Raw genomic sequence first — 20268 nt, 5'->3', positions numbered from 1 at the left:
CTCAAAAATGGTATCAATATTTTTCTAAATACTACCACTATGTAACAAAATCTGATACACGTAACTTACGATCAGAAAAACTGTATAATCATCACTTTTTATAAGCTTCTTTTTTGTTTTCATCCTATCAATTTATATAAAACATCTTTTTATATGACTTTATGATTGTCTAAAAAAGATCAAATATAGACATGTGGCTTTACATTTTTTTAACCAAAAAAGAATGCTACCTGGTATCTGACATTTTAAAATTAAATAGTCATTAAAAGACTAAAAAAGAAGTCTTTAAAACTTCTAAAGGATCACACTCCTTAAAAAAATGCAGAATAGAGGAAAATTCCTCTAACAAAAATTCTACAATTGAACTAAGATTGTTAAAAATGTAGTCCTATTACTACATAAATTAAGTTAAATTTTTGTTAAAATTAACGAAAAAGTAACATAAAATCGATGAAATACACACTTTTTGGAATTAACGTAATTGGTTTACGGGTTGCCATAATTAAGGGATAATTCTCTAGAGTATCTTTACAATATCGAAATAAAGACAATATAAAGAATCTAATAATCAATAATATAACATGAAAAAAAATTACTATAAGCACTCAGAAACTATCCAATACAAGAACATTAAAGAACCTACGATTCAAAAAAATCTTTACTTCTTTCTATCCTAAAGAATAGTTAACAAAATTAAAAAAGTCGTTACACTCCTGACCAAAAAAAGTAGCCCCCTTCAACCACCTTATTTTAATTATCAAATATAAAAAAACTGATATGAAAAAAACTACAGGAATTATTATTCCATGCTATAACGAGTATGATAGATTGGAACAAGACAAGTTTATTAACTTCTTAAAAGAAAAATCTAATTATCATTTATGTTTTGTAAATGATGGAAGTACTGATGACACTTCAGCAGCACTTCATCAGTTATCCGAATTGAATCCTAAAAACATATCTGTAATCGATCTTGAATTAAATCAAGGTAAAGCCGGAGCAGTACAATCCGGAGCTAATTACCTGAAAACACTTCATCACATTGATAATATCGCTTTTCTTGATGCAGATCTCTCTACTTCATTAGAAGAAATGCACAACCTAGTAGAAAAGCTGAATGCAAACCCAGAATTGGCTATGGTTTTTGGTTCCAGAAAAATGGATACATCTAAGAATATAAAAAGAAGTAACCTTAGACATCTATTATCCAGTTTTATGGCATTTTTTATAAATTTTGTTCTACAACTTCCTATAAAAGACACACAATGTGGAGCCAAGGTTTTCAGAAAAGATGTTATTCAAAATATCTACACTAAAAAATTTATTAGTAAATGGCTATTTGATATCGAAATTTTTCTACGTCTGAAAAAGCATATAGGTATAAATGACTTATTAAACCATATTAGTGAAGAACCATTAGATAGCTGGATTGAAATAGAAGGATCCAAAATAACGCTGAAAGACTCTTTTCTTATCCCTATAAATTTAATCTTGATATGGATGAATTATATAACAGTGAAGTCAAGAACAAAACCCACGACAACTATTATTAATTTAGAAACAAACAGCAATATGGTATAAAACTACTTTCATCTTTATAAAGATATCAATGCAATTTTTACAGCGATTATGATTCATTCATCCAAAGCAAATTGCTATTCATCGAAAAACATCAACTACACCCTCTCCTATTAATTAATTTCACAACAAAGAAACATAAACACATACATTTATGAAAAAAATAACTACACTACTTATACTAATGGTAACAGTGAATTTAGTCACTGCACAAGAACCTTTTGATTGTGATGATGGTAATTTTTACCAAGTCATCTCAGGATCAATGAAAGCATACGACCCAGTTACAGGATCTTACTCTGAATCATTGCATAGCTATTCCTCATACAATGCAGGAGGATATAATGTACAAGACAACTTTTTATATGCTATAAAAAGTAGTGACAAACACCTTCTTAGAATCGCCAAAGATATGGTAATCGATCTTGGAGCTGTTACTCCATCTGGGGCAACAACATTTGGAGGAGGATATGCCGCAGATGTAGATTCAGAAGGAAATCTTTGGGCTTTTCAAAATACCGATAAAAAGAGTTTTCATAAAATAACAAACCTATACCAATATGATGGCTCTTCTTCTCCGATTTTTGAAATAATTGAAGCAGATCAGGCATCCCCTAGTACTTGCGCAGATATTGCATTCGTTAACGGTACGATATATGGTGGTAGTAGAGGAAAACTATACAAATGGGATCTCTCTTCAGGATCTCCTGTATTTTCTAGTGTATCGGTCACCGATTTACCTAATAGTACTTTTGGAGCTGCATATGCAGATGCAAATAACCGTTTGTATTTGTCTGACAACAATGGAGGCTTATATTTAATTAATAATTATGAAAGTGCTACTCCTACAGCAACTTTATTAAATTTAACAGAAACAACAAATTCTAATGATGGATTTAAGTGTGCTAATGGTATTTCTCCTGTGGACAAAGATCAGGATGGCACTTTAGATTCTATGGACATGGATGGTGATGGTGATGGAATAACAAATATTGTAGAATGTAATGGGGCTAATCCATATGGAGATGATGATGGCGATGATATGTATAATTACTTAGATAATGACATCAGTGGTAACGGAGATAATATTGTACAAGATGCCTACGATAGAGACAGAGATGGTTTACCTGATTTCTTTGATATCGATTCTGATAATGATGGCATCTACGATATTGTCGAAGCTGGACACGGTGATAAAGACACAAATAATGATGGAATTTATAACAGTGCTGATATTGGCTTCCAAGACACTGATTTAGATGGGATTGCAGATGTCTTTGATACAGATCAAGGAGGGAGTGAGCTTATTCCTTTAGATACTGACAATGATACCATCTATGACTGTTATGACACTGACTCTGACAATGATGGAATTGTGGATGTCATAGAAGGTCAGGAAAAGGCTACATTCATAGCGCTATCTGGTGTAGATGAAGATAGAGATGGACTAGATGATGCTTTTGATGCTGATTATGGAGGAACAACAAATGGGTTGGTCAATACTGATGGAACCGATACCTATGATCACTTAGATATTGATTCTGATAACAATGGCATATTAGATAGCACAGAGGCATATGATTACGATGAAGATGGTATTGCAGAAACAACAGCTTCTGGTATCGATAATGATAAAGATGGACTAGATGATAATTTTGATTTAAGAAAAAGCAGCTTTAGTCCTGATAATGCAGGGCAAACTCCTGATAGTTTTCCTGTACCAGAGATCTGTGACCGATATAATTATCTAGGTAGTTTTTCTGCAGATGGCACTCCATTATATTTAGATGATCGGGATATTGTTTCACAAGAAACTATCGATCTAGTCAACGATGCATTACCAGAAGGATACCCAGTACCTGATTTTAACCCACATTATATTTCATCTGGATACGATACAGATATTAAAATCACAGAAACAGCTGATGTATGGGTAACCTTTCTAGGAGAAGGAGCGGGTTACAAAAATACATTAGGATTTTATACCTATGACATTAACAATCCATCTCCATCAATGCCCGCACCGGAAGATATTACAATTATATTTCCAAATGTATCTGCCGCAGGAAGCGGAGGTAGTTTACAAATAGGTGATAAAGTGAATATTGGTCGTTTTTCTCCTAATACAGGAATTGGATGGGTATTATTAGCAAACGCATGGGCTGACGGTTGCGTAGGAACTGGAAACTGGCAATTACATTCTCAACCTGATTATAATCCAGAAACCAACCCTTCATTAAGATATCATAATGTATTACTTTCTGATCCAACAAATGAAAGAATTATATTAGGGTTTGAAGATATTAGAAGAGATTACCCTTCTTGTGATCAAGATTTTAATGACGCTTTATTTTATATTACTGCGAATCCATATACTGCAATATCAAATGATAATTATGCAGATATTAATAGCGCAACAGATGTAACTTCTGCTAATAATGGTGGCTTAGAGAGTAATGGTGATTTAGCTAGTTTAATTGCTAAACGAAATTTTAATAGAACAAAAGCGAATGCCTTTTTTGATACTAAAAAATCTCAAACTAAATTCCAGCCTAAAACAACCTCATATAAATCTAGTGCTAATGAGGATCTAAGTACTTATTTCCCAGAAACCGGAATTTTTGGAACAGAAACTACCTTTGTATCAACTCCGGATGATTTAATTGCTATTACAAATGCTAATTCTGTTTTTTCTGTAGATTACTATCAAGAAGAAAAGAGAGTAGCCGCAGCATTAGCCACCTCAACAAAGGGATCAATTTACGACCATTCTAAAACGATATGTGATAGACTAAATAGCTCTAAATTATTAGATGTAAGAACACTTGTCGTTAGAAACCATACCGTTATCAATACAAAAATAGAAAGAGCGACTGGAGAGATCGAATATGCCCTAACCTTCTCCATTAAGAAGAGTGAATCAGAAAATGAAATCTATAGCTTATGGAATATTGATGACTATCCGGAAGGAGATTATGTGAATTTCCAGATATGGGGAGGTTCTATACCTCAGGTTGCTAATCTTGCGAATCATATTATTGATAGCTTTCTTTCAGAAAAACCTTTAAGAAGCCATCAGGTAGCTACAGGAATACCAACGGTATTTGTAGAAAACGGCTCCTATGAAGATGGAAAATTAACATTAAACATCATCAATAAGTTAGGATCTAAATGGATTAATTTTACTGGAAACATTAGAAAAACTGAAGTGTCTGAAGAAGAAAAGATATCAAATACTGTCAGTCTATCCGGGGATTATTATGAAGAAGTTATAATTGAGACTGATCATTTATTTGATATAGGATTTTCATTAGTAGGTGAGTATTCTCCACGATTAGATGCTTTATACCTGGCTGATGGACCATGGGGTATCGATTATAAAGAACAAGGAGCAGCGGTTAGCAATTTTGAAGTACTAGAACATGTACAAAATAAAACAGAAGAGCAATATACCATAGAACGTAGTGTCGCGGTATCAGGTGAAATTACAGAAACCTTAAATATATTCAGAAACCTTCTTGCTGGAGATCTTACATTAAATGTATCAGAATATGATATGTTACAATTTGAAATGAATACGGATCAGGAGGTAGAGGTAATTGTGGTGACAAAAGATCTTACCGATTGGAATAATAGATTACGACACATAATACCAGCAAATAATGAAAATAAGGTATACACCATAGCATTATCGGATTTCACAAACGGAAAATCTATGCAGAATACTATTGTGGACGTCAGAAGTATTGTGTTCTCTATACAAGGAGATTATAGTAGTCCTAAACCATTTAACATCAATATATCTAATCTTGCTTTTACCAATACAGCGGCATTAAATATAGATGAATATGAAGGTATTACCGAATCAGATATAATTAAAAATTATCCGAACCCTTTTAGTACCGTAACTACAATTTATTTACCTAATACCAATAATACAGAAGTACAACTAACAGTAACGGATATGCTTGGAAGAATTATTAGAAATGAAAACAAAAAAGTAGACCTTACCACAAACACTATAGAATTTAGTGCAAATGGATTAAAACAAGGAATGTATAAATACATTATTAATGATAGTAATAATAATCATCAAGGAAGTTTTATGATACGATAACAATAGTAAGCTTTAGTAATTTGTCTGGGTAGCAGAATAAACATTGTATTTATTCTGCTACTTTTTTTAATTTCATAATCTTTTTATCAAAAATAGGCTTCTTTAAAAAATACCATTTTAATATAAATCCAAATTCAGTAAATTCAAAACCCGCTGCTGTAGCTGATGCAATATTACTGTACTTGCCATATAACGTGCTTAAGAAACGATCAGATATTTGATATCCAAGTGTTCCTTCTAATCTAAATGTAGTGGATCCGGGATCATCTTCTATAAACTGATATCCTGCCGCCGCATTGGCTCTGTAAAACCACTTTCCACTTTGCTTACTTACTAAATCAGCAAAGGCTTCTACTACATTAAACCTACTCGGACTAAAATAAATTATAGGCACCTGATTTTCAAAAGTCATGTATTGATAATTAGCCCCAACTTTTATTGATGGTCTGTTTAAAATTGTGTAATACAAGGAAGTAAACAATAAATTACGGCTATTATCATCTGTCTGTGAGGTGTAGATATATTGGGTATACCATCCTAAATTTATATTGGTACTTAAGTTATAATTTAGTGCGTAATTATTCATCACAATCTCGCGATCAATAAGGTCTGCATTAAAGTTTTGTAATTCTCTTTGATACCCAATATCCAGATTTTGCAATTTAAATGGTTTTGTTTTTAATTTTATCTCACCAGTCCACTGGGTATAATCATTAGTAAAAGCATTAGATTTACTAATTCCACCTTTAGTTTCTAACGATAAACTCCCATTATATTTATATCCAAAAAACAATGCAAATTCATTTGTAGATGCTTCATTTTTAGTCACTGTATTTCTTGTATTTCTATAGGTGTACGCTACTTTTGTTTTAAACTTGGTAGAAAAAGGAACCTCCGCAGATAAAGAAGCATGAACCGCCTCGTTATCTCCATTATCAAAAGTAAAGGCCGTTTTTTGTTCTATAAAAGGTGTGTGAGAAGTATTTAATGTTTTTATTAATGTTTCAGCATCAGGTTGTTTTGGAAAATATTGTAAAGTTTTGAACGCATATTCATATGATTTTAGGTCATTTCCTACTGCTCTATATGCATTAGCGATTCCAAGATTACCATCAAATGAACCTAAATCGTCTTCAAGAATTGCTGTGTATTTTTCTAAGCTTTTTTTAAAACCACTAGTATACATCCCGTGAGTTGCATCCAGGCTCCAGGCTCTTGTATTGTCAGGATATTTAGTTTCTAAACTCTTTATCTCTTCACTGGCAAGCATAAATTTCCTATTCCATAGCAATGCTTGGATATATCTTTCGTACGTTGATAAGTATAACGCTTTCTTTTCTATAAGGTTTTCTACCTTATTTTTTGCTAATCCCGCAAGCTTCAAAGCTTTTTTCTCTTTGTGTTTTTTATGAGCTACTAATGCTAGCCCATTTAGGGAGATAATACTATCCACCGTACTTTTGGACAAACTGGCATAGACATTTTCTGCCAATACCAGATCATTAGTAATTAAATAAATATTCGCCTTATTAAGCATGGTGTCAAGATCATTTGGAAAATCAATCAAGTTTTTGTCTAATAACTGTAATGCTTTTTCATATTCCTTATTTTGGGATAACTCACTTGCATATCCTAATCTCACATATTTTCGGGAAATCATTGCATTAGCATTCCCTGTATCAATCTGGAGTGCCTGATTTACATATTCTAATGCTTCTTTATATTTTTTTAAATTTGATAACGTATTTGCATACCCTAAAACTGCAGAAAAACTTGTACTATCTTCTTCTAATAATGAGCCATAAAATGTTTCAGCTTTAAGATATTGTTTATCCCATAATAATGATTCTGCATAATTTAGTTTTATCTCAAAATCTTCAGGATATTGCTTCTTTAGTTCTGTAAAGATCAAAATTGCTTTATCAGGATTCCCCAAAAGTCCTACAGCACGTCCATAACATAATTTTGCTGTTTTATTATCCGGATATTCTTTAAGAACATTTTCAAAAAAAAGTTCGGCCTCCTTATATTTGCCGGTTTCTAAATACTTGAAACCTTGTTGCATCTCCTGACCAAAAGAAGTAAAACTTATCAAAAATAAGAGTATACAATATAATTTTTGGGACATATGTGTGGGTTAAAAAACTATCGAATAAATTCTAATTTCCCCGAAATTAGAACATTTTATTCGGTAATACAAGGTGAATATCTCTTTTTCTCTGCAACAATTATACTTTATTTTACCTCAAAAATCACCCTCCTAAAATAATCCACTACTCGTTAATAAATATAAAAATCACCAATTACTATCATCCTCATTATAAGATTAACGAATATTGGTTGCTGTTTTCTAAATTTTAAAATCCATTTCTTGATACGCTAGTTTATAGGTGAACTCCTTCAAAACACACATAACTTCTTATAAGAATCAACAACAAGAGTATTCAAAAACACTTTTTTTACAGTAATCTACTCTTATAAAATAATTTACGCGCATCTTTTTATAAAAAAATAAAATAAATCCCCCAGACATACAGCTAAAAAACTGTAAAATCATAGTCAACGACAAAAGAAGTAGCCTATTTCCTTCTTTTTTATAATTCAAAATATTAAAATGTACATTACAAAACACTTTAAATAGATGAAATACATACTTTTTACTAAAACCGTATTTCAATTACGGCTTGCCGTATATTTTGATAAGGATCATCTATTATCTTTACCATAAACAGGTACCTATCGATACACCTGAGACTTATAATCTTATTTTTAAAAACATCCGGACATTTTTAAGACGGTAAATTGATTAAGTACATATGAATTAAAATCTTCAAGCTGATTACTGTATCACACTGAAGAATACTAAAAACTTTAAATATGAAAATTAATGGAATTATAATTCCATGCTATAATAAATATTATAGACTAGACAAGGATATACCTTTTATAATTTCTTAAAAGAAAATTCTAACTATTATGTATGTTTTATTAATAATGAAAATGAAGTATCGGTGCAATCTGTATCCAACTATCTAGCGACTCTGGGTTTTATTTACAATATAGGTTTTGATATCTATTCAATCAAAGATTTATAAATCATAAATAAAAAATGTATTCCTAAATTAAGGGAAATTTTACAAAAGAAAGTAGTAGCTTAGTAAAAGACCTATTCAATCATGTATTTGATTATAATGCAGAAGTAATTATATGTTTAAAAAGATAAAACAACAACATAAGTACTATCATAGTTTTACAAACTTGATATCGTAAGCTTCCAATAAAAGTAAAATTCTTGATATCCGAAAAAACACACTAAAAAACTATTTGACTATTCATACAAACGCACTCCCTTCATATTTTTAAAAATGATTATTAGTACAACATTAAAAAAATTATCTGCAGAGCATAAATTTATGATAAGTGCATTATTAGTAAATGCAGGTAACTATTTGTACAATTTGGTTTTGGGAAGAATCTTAGGACCAGAGCAATTTGCAGATGCAGCAATACTCATTACCTTCTTATTAGTACTTTCATTTGTTGCTATGACATTTCAATTAGCCACAGCTAAATTTTCAGTGCTTCTTGAAAAAGAGGTTTTACAAAATTTCATAAAACTCGTTTACAAATATGCTATAATGATCGGATTAGTACTAGGAGGACTGGTCATTATTTTTTCTAAAACCCTGCAAGGTACATTCCGTACACAATCTCAGTTTATGTTTATCATTTTTGGTATTGGAATCCCTATCTATTTTATCATGAGTATTAACAGAGGTGTATTTCAGGGAAGTAATAAATTCAACAAATTGGCATCAACATTTCAGACCGAAATGATTAGTAGACTTGTTATTACTATCGGTCTCATACTATTATTGAATATACAATCCTCTATACTCATTGCCATTGGCATAACCATATCGTTAATATTCGGGTTATTTCCTTTTCATTTGAAGAATATTTCAATTAGTAAAATAAAGCCCCTTCCATCAAAACATAAAAAACACGTAACTAAATTCTTCATCCTTACTGCTTTTTATGAACTGACTCAAATCATTATTAACAATAGCGATATCATGCTCGTAAAGCATTATTTTGAAGGATATGAAGCTGGCTTATATGCCTCTTTAGCACTGATAGGTCGCGTGGTATATTTTGTTGCCTGGATGTTTGTGATGTTATTGTTACCCAAAGTAGTAACAAAACATAAAAACGGTGAAGCAACAACCCCTATACTTTCTAAATATGTTGTTTATATTACAATACTGTCTTCTCTAATTGTATTGGGATGTTATCTATTTCCCGAATTGGTAATTGACCTAATGTTCGGATCAGCATATATTAGTATAGCTCCATTACTCTGGAAATATGCCATTGCAACTTCACTTTTTGCGATCTCTAATATATTCGCATACTATTTTTTATCATTAGATCAATATATACCAGTAATATTATCCGGGCTACTAGGAATTACTCAAGTAATCCTTATTATATTTTTTCATGGCAGTTTATCAGAGGTAGTCATCATTCAGATAATTGCAATGACAATTTTACTAATAGTTCAATTGATTTTCTTTTTTGGCTTTAATACTAAACCTAACTCATGAACTATTCATCAATACAAAATATCATTACGATAAAATATAAGGAGAACACATTAATTCGTATAGATGTTTGTAACAATAACATAAAAAAAAGAGTATGAAACTAGCAATCGTAACAGCATATCCTCCTAGTAAAGTAACCCTAAATGAATATGCATACCATTTGGTAAAGCATTTTAGACAAAATAAAAACATTACAGAACTCATTTTATTAACTGATGTCGCCGGTGAGAAAGCCGATATTAATTTTGAAGAGGATGGTTGCAAAATCATAGTAAAACATTGCTGGAATTTTAATAGCTATATGAATATATTTTCTGTGATGAAAGCAGTAAAAACAGTACAACCTGATGCTATATTATTTAATTTGCAATTCATGAAATTTGGGGACAAAAAAATACCAGCAGCATTGGGATTATTACTACCCAAACTATGTACCTTAAAAAAAATCCCTACTATTGCGTTACTGCATAACATCTTAGAACAAGTAGATTTAGAAAGTGCTGGGTTTACAAAAAATAAATTGACCCAAAAAGTCTATAATTTTATTGGAACGACCTTAACTCGTTTTATTTTATCCGCTGATACAGTAGCTGTTACCATTAGTAAATATGTAGAGATTTTAGAAGAAAAATACAATGCTGATAATGTCACACTTATTCCGCATGGAACATTCGAAATTCCGGAGGAGCCAACATATACAATCCCAAAAGGTCCTGTAAAAGTAATGACGTTTGGTAAATTTGGTACGTATAAGAAAGTAGAAGTTATGATTGAAGCTGTAGAAATGGTCAGATCCAGAACTGATGCTGATTTAGAAATAGTAATTGCAGGTACAGACAATCCTAATGTTTCTGGATACTTGGCCTCAGTTCAGGAAAAATATGCAACCGTGCCGCAGCTTACCTTTACCGGATATGTAGCAGAAGAAGATGTACCTGTCATTTTTGGAGAGAGTGCGATGGTAGTATTTCCATATACCTCCACTACTGGTAGTTCTGGTGTATTACATCAGGCTGGAAGTTATGGCAAGGCCGTTATTATGCCAGATCTGGGAGACCTAAGCATTCTGGTAAAAGAAGAAGGATACCGTGGTGAATTTTTTACTCCGGAAGATGTAACTAGTCTGGCAGATGCTATAGAAAAGCTTACTATAGATACAACGTACAGAACTCAGTTGGGAAGGCAAAATTATGAAGCGGCTACTGCATTGCCAATGAGTAAAATTGCTGAAATGTATTTGAACAATTTTAAAGCTATCAAAAATAAAAAAAGCACTAAATCACAAAAAACAATACACAGTACTAGCATTTAATCAAATGCAGGCATATACTTCTACAACCCATCTGCCATATTGTAAATCTAACACCTAATTACATCTATATACGATTATAAGAAATACTTGTATAAAATTGATATTTTGCCTCCCCCGCTACACACCAAACTGTTGCAAATGATGATCCAGATGTTTATAAAACATGATGTTCCATTCTTTAGTGGTTAATGGACCAAATGAATGAGAAGTTTTACCTTCAAAATGAGAAGCTCCTAATTCTTGAGTTTTATAAATAAAATCGATAAGTCGCTTCTTCTCTTTTTCAAATTCTTTTTGATCTGTTATTAAATACTGAGGAGCCGTTCTACCATTTTTTTTATATGGCTTTTCTCCCACAACCACAGGCTTTATAAATTTTTTAAGCATCCATTTTTTTAGTTCTTTTGGTTTTGGATATGTATCCTCATATACCATCTCATAAGTAACACTGCAATGTGCAAGCATCTGTCCGATATTCATTTTTCCCCATTGAGCTGTAGAATTACTATCAAGTGTATTAATACGCTTTATTACTTCTTGAACAACAGAGCTATCGAATATATTTTTCATTATTGCAAATTTATTCTATTATTAAACTAAAATCTTCCTAACTATTCAAAATTAAAAAAATCACTCACTAATAAATTTAAAGGCTTTTTTCCTGTTTCCGTTTATACCAATAAAACCAAAATATTTTTGTTTATCCTTTTGCCATGGCATGCTGCCAGAAACCTCCGTTGGCACATTTTCAAAATCATATAGTGTCCACGTAAGGTAATGTACATCATTCTTTTTTAGAATTTGTTGAAAGTTTTCATAATATATTGCCTGTGATTCCTCTGAAGCGCCAAAGGGATTCCATAATCCTTGATTAGAGGACAACCCAAATTCTTGTAGTATTATTGGTTTATTTGTTTTAGTTATTAATGATCCATATTTTTCTTCAAAACTCTCTAAACCTTGGTAATAATGAAATGAAACTAAGTCAATCTGGTCTTCTAACAATAAGGCAGATTCAATATCAGACCAACCAATGGTTACTAAATGATTTGGATCATACTGTTTGATCTGAATTATCATTTCACGTAACCAAGCCAATACTGTTATTTTTCCTCGGTTTTCAAAATCCAAATTTGGCTCATTTTTTATATCCCAAGCTAAAATTGCGCGATGCTCCTTAAAATATGATACAATTTGTTCTGCATGGCGATGTGTCATTGTCCAATCTAAAACGTCATAATTACCATAAAAATCAAATAAAGTAACGATCACCTTTAATCCTCTGACCTCTGCAAGATCCAAGACCTGTTGTAACTTTTCTATTTTTTCTGACTTAACTTTTGCTTTACCAAAATCTTCATATTGCACAAAAACACGTATGGTATTGAGCCCAGCTTCCTTTATAATCGTAAAATCTTCTGAAATTATATCAATATCAAAAGCATCTCCAAACATATCCCAAGGTGTTTGTTGTGGATAATAATTGATTCCTTTCATCTTAAAAAGATTCTCCCCGATATAAATCTTGTTCTGCTTAACCGTAATCAAAGGCGTTTCATAAGGAGATATAGTATCCTTTATAACAGGATTTAATTCTTTAACCATATGCCTAACTTTCCAGAAGCCATCCTCTAGTAATACGACCACTTTATAACTTGCCTCTATCTGATGCTCTAATTCTAATACATTGTCTTTATAAACCCGTTGATACTGCTTGGTATTGACATCCGTAAAAACTGCTAATTGTCCATCTTCACTATAAAAATCCAGCGAAAGATGATGACATAATGTTGTTGCAGAAACCTGAATATTTGCGGACACATGTGATGCTATGGTTTTGTATATGTTTTCCCTGGCACTTTCTGTATAGAAATCATCAATTCCATAAGGATCATTACTCATATACGCCACATTTCTAACATACCACGCTTTAAGATAATCAGACTGTATCATTTCTAATGTATGCCTTGTAATGGGTCTTCCCGGATTAGTAGTGTCTTGCCAAATAACCTTAGGGAGATACACTTCTTCATTTTGTACCGAGAGATGTAAGATAGAGGAACGATCTGCCCCCGTATTGAGATATAATAACACCTGACTAATCCCAAATAGAATACCTATATTTAAGGCAATAAAAGATGCAATTATAAGAGTGCGATATAGATTCTTATTCTTTAAACTCTTTGTCATAATACTACATCCTTAAATTCTTTGTGTATTCCAAGTCCTTCAATCTTAAAATTATAACTTCCAGCGGGGTAAAACCCTTCATCTACTATAAAATCAACAAATCCATTAGAAGAGGTTTTAGTTTTTGTTTCCAGATACTTACCCTCTCTATAGATAAGACACGTAATAACAGCACCATCAGGCATTCGTTGTCCCATAAAACTTTGTAAAGGTCCTACCCGGATTCTTCTGTTTTTATTCTGAAAATTAACATCAAAATCCGCTGTGCTTTGTTCATATATCAGAGATAAAGTGGTACTCTCTGCAATACCTGTAATATAAGCTTTGACTTCCCATTGGTCCATATGATCAGGATGCAATAATTTCCCTTTCGCAATACCATTTACCGTGGTTCCATTTGTTTTTAAAATCATCCCTTTTGCATTTCTGACAAAAAAAGTCACTAAGGTTCCATCACTGATGATATTTTCATACATATCTTTTATGACTGATGTGGTAAACGTAGTGATCTGATTGCCATCAGCATATCCATGTTTTCTCTGATAGTTAATTTCAAAATCTACTGCATTTGCTGAAAATACTTCTATAGCAAACTCCTTTGATGCAGTACCATTCACCTCATTCGAAGCCAGAATTCTGCCCGACCTTTCAAAGGAAAAAATACGCTCCCAACCAATAAAATCTTTACTAAATTGTATGGTTTCTTTTTCCGTATCCAAAAACTGATGTTTCATTTTGATAGAAGTGCTATCTTCTACTGGATTGTCATAAGAATCTGTTGGTATCACCACCATCATTGTATGATTCTTTCCCCCGGCAGTAATATCAGGAGGACCTATATATGTTTCTAATTGGGTAGTTGTTTCTGAATTTGCTACTATAGTAATTACCCCTTCAAAAACAACTTTAGTTGTATGCACTAGCTTATAATTCAACACTCCTTTTTTTGAGGTGAAATGATCCGGAATTGTAAATATGACGTCTTTTCCGTCTTTATTAGCATCCAGTATAGAGACCCCATAAGAACTATGACAATACAATCGTACAGCTTGTTCATTTGTAGTAAACCTCAAAACTATATTATCTCCTGCTTTAAAGATCGTTTGCTTAGTTTGTAAAGTAATAGGAATATCTACCGTAGCTCGTGAGAAGATAGAAAAACCTATACCTATCATACACAAGGGTAATAGTAAAATTATATATCGCTTTTTTAGTATCAATCTTATTTGTTAATTAGGATTACCAACATAACTATTTGTTTCTATTTTAAGATACTTCACCCCTTTTCCTTCTATAGGCAAAAGTGAAGATAATTCATGTATTATATTTCTATTCGGGACAACTTTTTCGCTAATATCTGCATTGGGCAATCCATTAATAAATACAAAATCCATTTGATCACTGACTACCTCAACCCCAGAAAGATCCTTTATTTTATACTTAAAAAACTGCTTACGTTGCGGTTTTACTCCTTCTCTAATATAATGATGATCCACCCAGATGAGTTGCTTCTCCTGATTATAGTAGGATATTAATAGTTGTGGTATAGTAACTTCTTGTAAACCAGTATTAAAAAGAACTCCGCTTAGATCTTGATCGTTGATCTCTAAGTCGTTTATTGACAATCCTTTATACAAATCTGTTGTCGCTACATTCCCTGAACATTGTAGGTTAAATAATGATGGACGTTCTTCGAGCTCTATAGTGGTAAATTCATCTGGATTAAATGTATTAGGTGCTTTCAAAGAACTATCATCCCAGGCAGTCCCTTCAAAATTAATTCTAAAACTAGTGACTTCTTTAGGCATTAGTTTATGATTCATCTGATGTTTTACATTATACGTTGCCAAAGGCGCATTGAGATCTGTATACAAAGTACCTTTGATCACTACATCTGCTGGTACATTATCTACATTTTGTAGTTCACCAATAATGGCATAATTATCGTCATGCATTAGCAACTTTGCATTCAACACTTCTAATACAGGCTGCTTTAATACATCCTCATGAGCAGTCTGCTCAGAAGTGATCCTTCGCCTCCCATGATTATAAAATTGCGGTTCCACATTAGAAAAAAACTGATCAGGAGGAATATCCAGATCATATCCCAGAGGTTTGATATACCAATTCCCTTCATACTTAACTATTTCATGAAAATATGTTTTATCCACACGTTCTAAGGGAGTGATCCAATAGGTATCTACCTTTACTTTTGCTAAGCTATCTGTACGTGTCAGTATTGATATTTTGATTTCGTCTAACTTGGCATAAGAACTAAGCAATCCATCCGTTACCGAAATTTCTAACATATATTGATCCTTTGTTTTATGACTGGTTGGGTCTATATAGGAGTATGCGCGTTCATACTCCTTAAAATCCAATGCATCATAATACGCTTTGACCACATTTATTGGACTAATTTGACTCGTATTTTTCACATAAAAGCTATACATACCAATACTAAATACTAGTATTAATAATGCGACCCATAGATGAGAAAATCCAAGTAATTTATTTCTGAATCTGGTATAGTCATTTTTAAAAAAAAGATATTCAGATGTTCTTAGCTTTTTTGAGCGTATTGTTCGTTGCCAAATTTGCTGTATATTAATAAGAAATGCAATCAAAACAGTCAATACAGGAATAGTTCCCCATAGTAATTTTTGAAAAAGCGGAACCTCATCCTTGGGAAGTATTGTTGATAAAGGAGGGATATTTAATTTTTCCCAAACCATAATACCATTTTCCAACTGTCGTAATCGCTGCCATCCACAGAAATAAAGAATAGGGTCATAAAACTTATCATTAGAAAAAACATACTTAAGGTTATATTTTTCTGGTACTGTAAGAAATTGTTGTAAAGAACCGATTCCTTCTACTCCTCGATATTTAGAATTTTCTAATCGTTCTACAGCTCTGGTTGTTAGTTCCGGAAGCCTTCTTGCAGAGTGGTAATTCCCATCTACCGTCATAGCGTTAGTCTGGGTAGAAAGCCAAGCCATCTGATCCCCAAATCCTAACGGTAAAAATCGCCAATGATCATGTTGATCTTGATTCAAAAAATTAACAATAGGCAGCATTTTTATTTTCTGTGGCTGAGAAGGTCTAAAATACCCTAAACTCATAGTGAAAATTGACACAAAAATAAATCCACTAATTAAACATCCACCTAATATTTTATGATAGGCGCTCCCATATCTATCTTGAATACATTGTTTTAAATCTCCCTCAACAAATCTAAAAACAAATTCCCCGAAAATGGGTAAACTCATAATAGAAGCCCAGAGCGTGAACCGATCTAGTGTTAGAATATTAAACGCATTTTCTCCTAAGATTTTTATCGGAATGGGTGTAGTCCCTCCAGTACCTAAAATAGTAAGAATTGTGATAGATAACCCAAAAAACAAATAACGCTTACTATAATATCTATAATATATATAAGGGAGTATACATAATAAAATACCCCACGGAATCAGAAAGAATACCAACCCTGAGGAAGTAACTTCTAAATAATTATCCCGCGACCCGTGAGGAATAGGAACCTGAGTTATTGGATTATTTTTAGTATTAATCCAATAAGGCAAAATACAGGTAATAATCAAGAAAAGAGAACCTATACCAAAACCCACAATTCTCCAAAACAGTTTTAAAAATGTCTTGAAAAAGACGCTAAAAGTAACTTCTTTAATCGTGGTTACCTTTTCCCTCGCCGCATCCATAATAACCATTCCGATTAAAGGGAAAATAAAAAAGACCATCCCAAAAATAGGAGTTACATGATGAGATGTGACAGTTACAGCTAATAAACTATACGCAGTGAGCAAATAACGGTATCGACCTGTTTTAATCCATAAATAGATATCTGGTAATGCATGCATTAATACAGAAATCCCAAGTATACTTGGCAATTGACCAAATATATGAAGTGTTTCTAAAAAGGACGATGAGAATACAGCTAGAATTGCAGCGTATCCTGCTACGGTGCGATTCGAGGTAATCAATAGTGCAAACCGATAAACACCCGTTATAAAAAGTATCACGGCAATAATTGCAACGGTAAATAATCCAAATTTTAATCCCCCTATATAAGAGAATAGGGCAATGCTCTGATGTACTAATGGTGGATACCCCATCACGGTAAATCCAGTATACCACTTATAATTCCAGGGTTCGAACCAACTATTGGCATAATGATCGGCAAAAAACAAATGAATCAAGGCATCGTATGTAGACTCTAAAGTAAAGAAAATACTAGTGCCATGAAAAGCAATGCCAATACAGAGTGCACTTATTAGATACTTGTTTGTTGTTTGCTTATCTATTTCTATCACGTACTTTTCTGATATCATATTGTATTATACCGTCTATCTCACGGGGAATTATATATCTAATATACAACAAAGCATTTAGTTTCGACGAATTGCATATCCAGCAACAAAAACCATTCACCGACAGCGACCTGTTAGTCACCGAATTATGCCTTCAATAGCCGTAATCTCACACTACATTTACAGTGTAACCCCAAATAATATATCATGAAAACTGGAATAATCATACCTTGCTATAATGAAGAAAAAAGATTAAACACTGCTGCTTTCTCGCACTTTATCAATCAAGAAAATGAATATCATGTGTGTTTTGTAAATGATGGTAGTAAAGACAATACGATTCAAGTTCTAAAACAATTACAAAAAGTAAATCCCCATAAAGTAAGCGTAATTGATATAAAGAAAAATGCTGGCAAAGCAGCCGCAGTTAGCGCTGGTGCACGATACTTATATAACAGAGGTGACATCCAGTATATCGGTTTCATTGATGCTGACCTATCAACTGATTTTAAAGATTTTGGAGACTTAGTACAAACATTAAAAATGAATAGATCATTAAGTTTTGTATTCGGATCCAGAGCTAAAGATGTTTCTACAACTATAGAAAAAAATATAATAAGAGCCTTTATATCTAAAGTAATCAATATCCTAATTGTCACCATCCTTGGTCTCTCTATAAAAGATACTCAATGTGGCGCTAAAGTGTTTAATTCAAATTTAGTCCCTGTATTATTTGACAACAATTTTATTAGTAAGTGGTTATTCGATGTTGAAATGTTTATTAAAATGAAAGAGTACTTTGGGAAAAAAGAAATCATGAATAAAATTCACGAACAACCCTTAAAAAAATGGATACACATGGATGACTCTAAGCTTGGTATAAAAGATTCTTTGGAAATACCCTACAGACTCATATCCATCTGGCTTAACTATACTATTTTACAACCTAAAACCAATTCTTATACAGAATTTAGCCTGGAACATACTGCAAAAATTTATGAAACGCCTATGGTAACAATTGCTGCATAATAGTCTAAATAATAGTATCGTATATATCCGGAAAAATGTTTTACAGATGGATCACACAAAAGATGAGTGAACTAGAATATGTAACTATGGAGCAACTTATACGTTACTTAACTCCCTTAGCATCCAGTATTATGTTGGAGGAAGTCCTTTTAATCTCTTTTCTATACGTTTCTTTTTATCAGTAAGTCGCTTCATCATATCCATGATATCATCATCTTTGGTTTCCTTATATATTTCATTAAGTGCAAGAATTAATCTTTTAGCTTCTCTTGAAGCTACAACTCTATCACTAGTTGACATATTACTCATTTTAGCTTTTTCAAAATCAAGCGCTTCATTCATAATATCCATACCTCTATCGTTTTATTTTTTATAAATATAATAATTTGCTAAGAATAGCCTCTAAAATTTTGCAAATATGCTCATAAAAATTAAAAACTAGGTCGAAACAGGAATAAAATAGTTGATTTCTGTAGAAGTAAGGGTAAAATCAAAGTCTTAATATGAGGGAAATTTTTATTTATTCCTATTGTATTACTATACATAAATATGAGTAAGAGACTAAGGTATGTGAAGTCTGTACAGGATATAAATGGTCATAAGATAAATTTATTGATCCCTAAATTTGGAAAATGATGTTAAAATCATTAATATTTGTGTAGTGAAAAAAAATAGTACATATATGCAGTTAAAATTTAGTATAAATACAAGTGATTGTCGATGGATTAATGAAATATCCTCGCAAAACCGGACGCTATATGACTATTTGGATCATTTTATAAGATGAGATAAAATAGCAAACTAATATAGAATTAAAAGCGTCCAAAAAAATTGGACGCTTTTTTTATTGATTTTTTTTGATTAAAAGTACCGTAGATACTTCAAAAATAATTGAAAGAACCATGGCATAATACTAAACTTGAACAAAATCAGACAAATTTTAGACTATTGAATTAAATAAATGAATAAAAAAATCACATAAATGACTAGATGGTAATTAAATATAAAAAAATAGTTTTTGGAAAGTAAGCATCTGAGCAATAAACGATTGCTAAAATCTCCAAAATTCGTTGTAAAACGAGCAGGGATTACTCTGTCCAAATATAA

General features: G+C 32.1%; 11 protein-coding genes. 5 read left to right on the top strand and 6 right to left on the bottom strand.

Going from position 1 to position 20268, the window contains the following annotated elements; all coding sequences use genetic code 11:
* Nucleotides 1-777: 777 nt before the first annotated feature.
* Nucleotides 778-1581: a dolichyl-phosphate beta-glucosyltransferase gene (locus ABD816_RS12335; protein WP_344927756.1), complete on the top strand. Its 804-nt coding sequence runs from the start codon at nt 778-780 to the stop codon at nt 1579-1581.
* Between the two features lie 151 nt (nt 1582-1732).
* The gene (locus ABD816_RS12330) at nt 1733-5695 is read left to right on the top strand and encodes a DUF6923 family protein (RefSeq protein WP_344927754.1); all 3963 of its coding nucleotides are present in this window, start codon (nt 1733-1735) and stop codon (nt 5693-5695) included.
* 49 nt (nt 5696-5744) lie between these two features.
* Here the strand turns inward: ABD816_RS12330 and ABD816_RS12325 are convergent, their stop codons facing one another.
* Entirely contained in the window at nt 5745-7823 is a 2079-nt protein-coding gene (locus tag ABD816_RS12325) for a tetratricopeptide repeat protein (protein WP_344927752.1), read from the bottom strand.
* Nucleotides 7824-9060: 1237 nt separating this feature from the next.
* On the opposite strand from ABD816_RS12325, the gene ABD816_RS12320 reads away from it, so the two are divergent.
* Both ABD816_RS12320 and ABD816_RS12315 read left to right on the top strand, forming a co-directional pair.
* Entirely contained in the window at nt 9061-10302 is a 1242-nt protein-coding gene (locus ABD816_RS12320) for an MATE family efflux transporter (protein WP_344927750.1), read from the top strand.
* Between the two features lie 94 nt (nt 10303-10396).
* Complete coding sequence (locus ABD816_RS12315; protein ID WP_344927749.1) at nt 10397-11614, top strand: glycosyltransferase; 1218 nt, start codon at nt 10397-10399, stop codon at nt 11612-11614.
* Nucleotides 11615-11731: 117 nt separating this feature from the next.
* On the opposite strand, the gene ABD816_RS12310 is transcribed toward ABD816_RS12315, so the two are convergent.
* From ABD816_RS12310 to ABD816_RS12295, 4 genes are read right to left on the bottom strand one after another with little or no spacing between them, the layout of a single operon-like run.
* Entirely contained in the window at nt 11732-12184 is a 453-nt protein-coding gene (locus ABD816_RS12310) for a DUF1569 domain-containing protein (RefSeq protein WP_344927747.1), read from the bottom strand.
* A gap of 60 nt (nt 12185-12244) precedes the next feature.
* Nucleotides 12245-13804 (bottom strand): cellulase family glycosylhydrolase, encoded by a 1560-nt coding sequence (locus tag ABD816_RS12305; protein WP_344927745.1) that lies wholly within the window; start codon nt 13802-13804, stop codon nt 12245-12247.
* Nucleotides 13801-14979, bottom strand: coding sequence for a hypothetical protein (locus ABD816_RS12300; protein WP_344927744.1), 1179 nt, complete (start codon nt 14977-14979; stop codon nt 13801-13803). The genes ABD816_RS12305 and ABD816_RS12300 overlap by 4 nt, the downstream gene beginning before the upstream one ends.
* A 54-nt stretch (nt 14980-15033) precedes the next feature.
* Complete coding sequence (locus tag ABD816_RS12295) at nt 15034-18153, bottom strand: hypothetical protein (RefSeq protein WP_344927743.1); 3120 nt, start codon at nt 18151-18153, stop codon at nt 15034-15036.
* A gap of 186 nt (nt 18154-18339) precedes the next feature.
* Here ABD816_RS12295 and ABD816_RS12290 point away from each other — a divergent pair, with 186 nt between their 5' ends.
* Nucleotides 18340-19161, top strand: coding sequence for a dolichyl-phosphate beta-glucosyltransferase (locus ABD816_RS12290; protein WP_344927742.1), 822 nt, complete (start codon nt 18340-18342; stop codon nt 19159-19161).
* Nucleotides 19162-19290: 129 nt separating this feature from the next.
* Here ABD816_RS12290 and ABD816_RS12285 read toward each other — a convergent pair whose 3' ends face one another.
* On the bottom strand, nt 19291-19512 hold the full coding sequence (locus ABD816_RS12285; RefSeq protein WP_344927741.1) for a hypothetical protein: 222 nt from the start codon (nt 19510-19512) through the stop codon (nt 19291-19293).
* Nucleotides 19513-20268 lie beyond the last annotated feature (756 nt).

The sequence above is a fragment of the Aquimarina addita genome (assembly GCF_039539305.1).
GTDB classification, from domain to species: domain Bacteria; phylum Bacteroidota; class Bacteroidia; order Flavobacteriales; family Flavobacteriaceae; genus Aquimarina; species Aquimarina addita.
The sequence above is the reverse complement of the archived record's forward strand: the minus strand, read 5'-3'. Positions and strand labels throughout refer to the sequence as shown.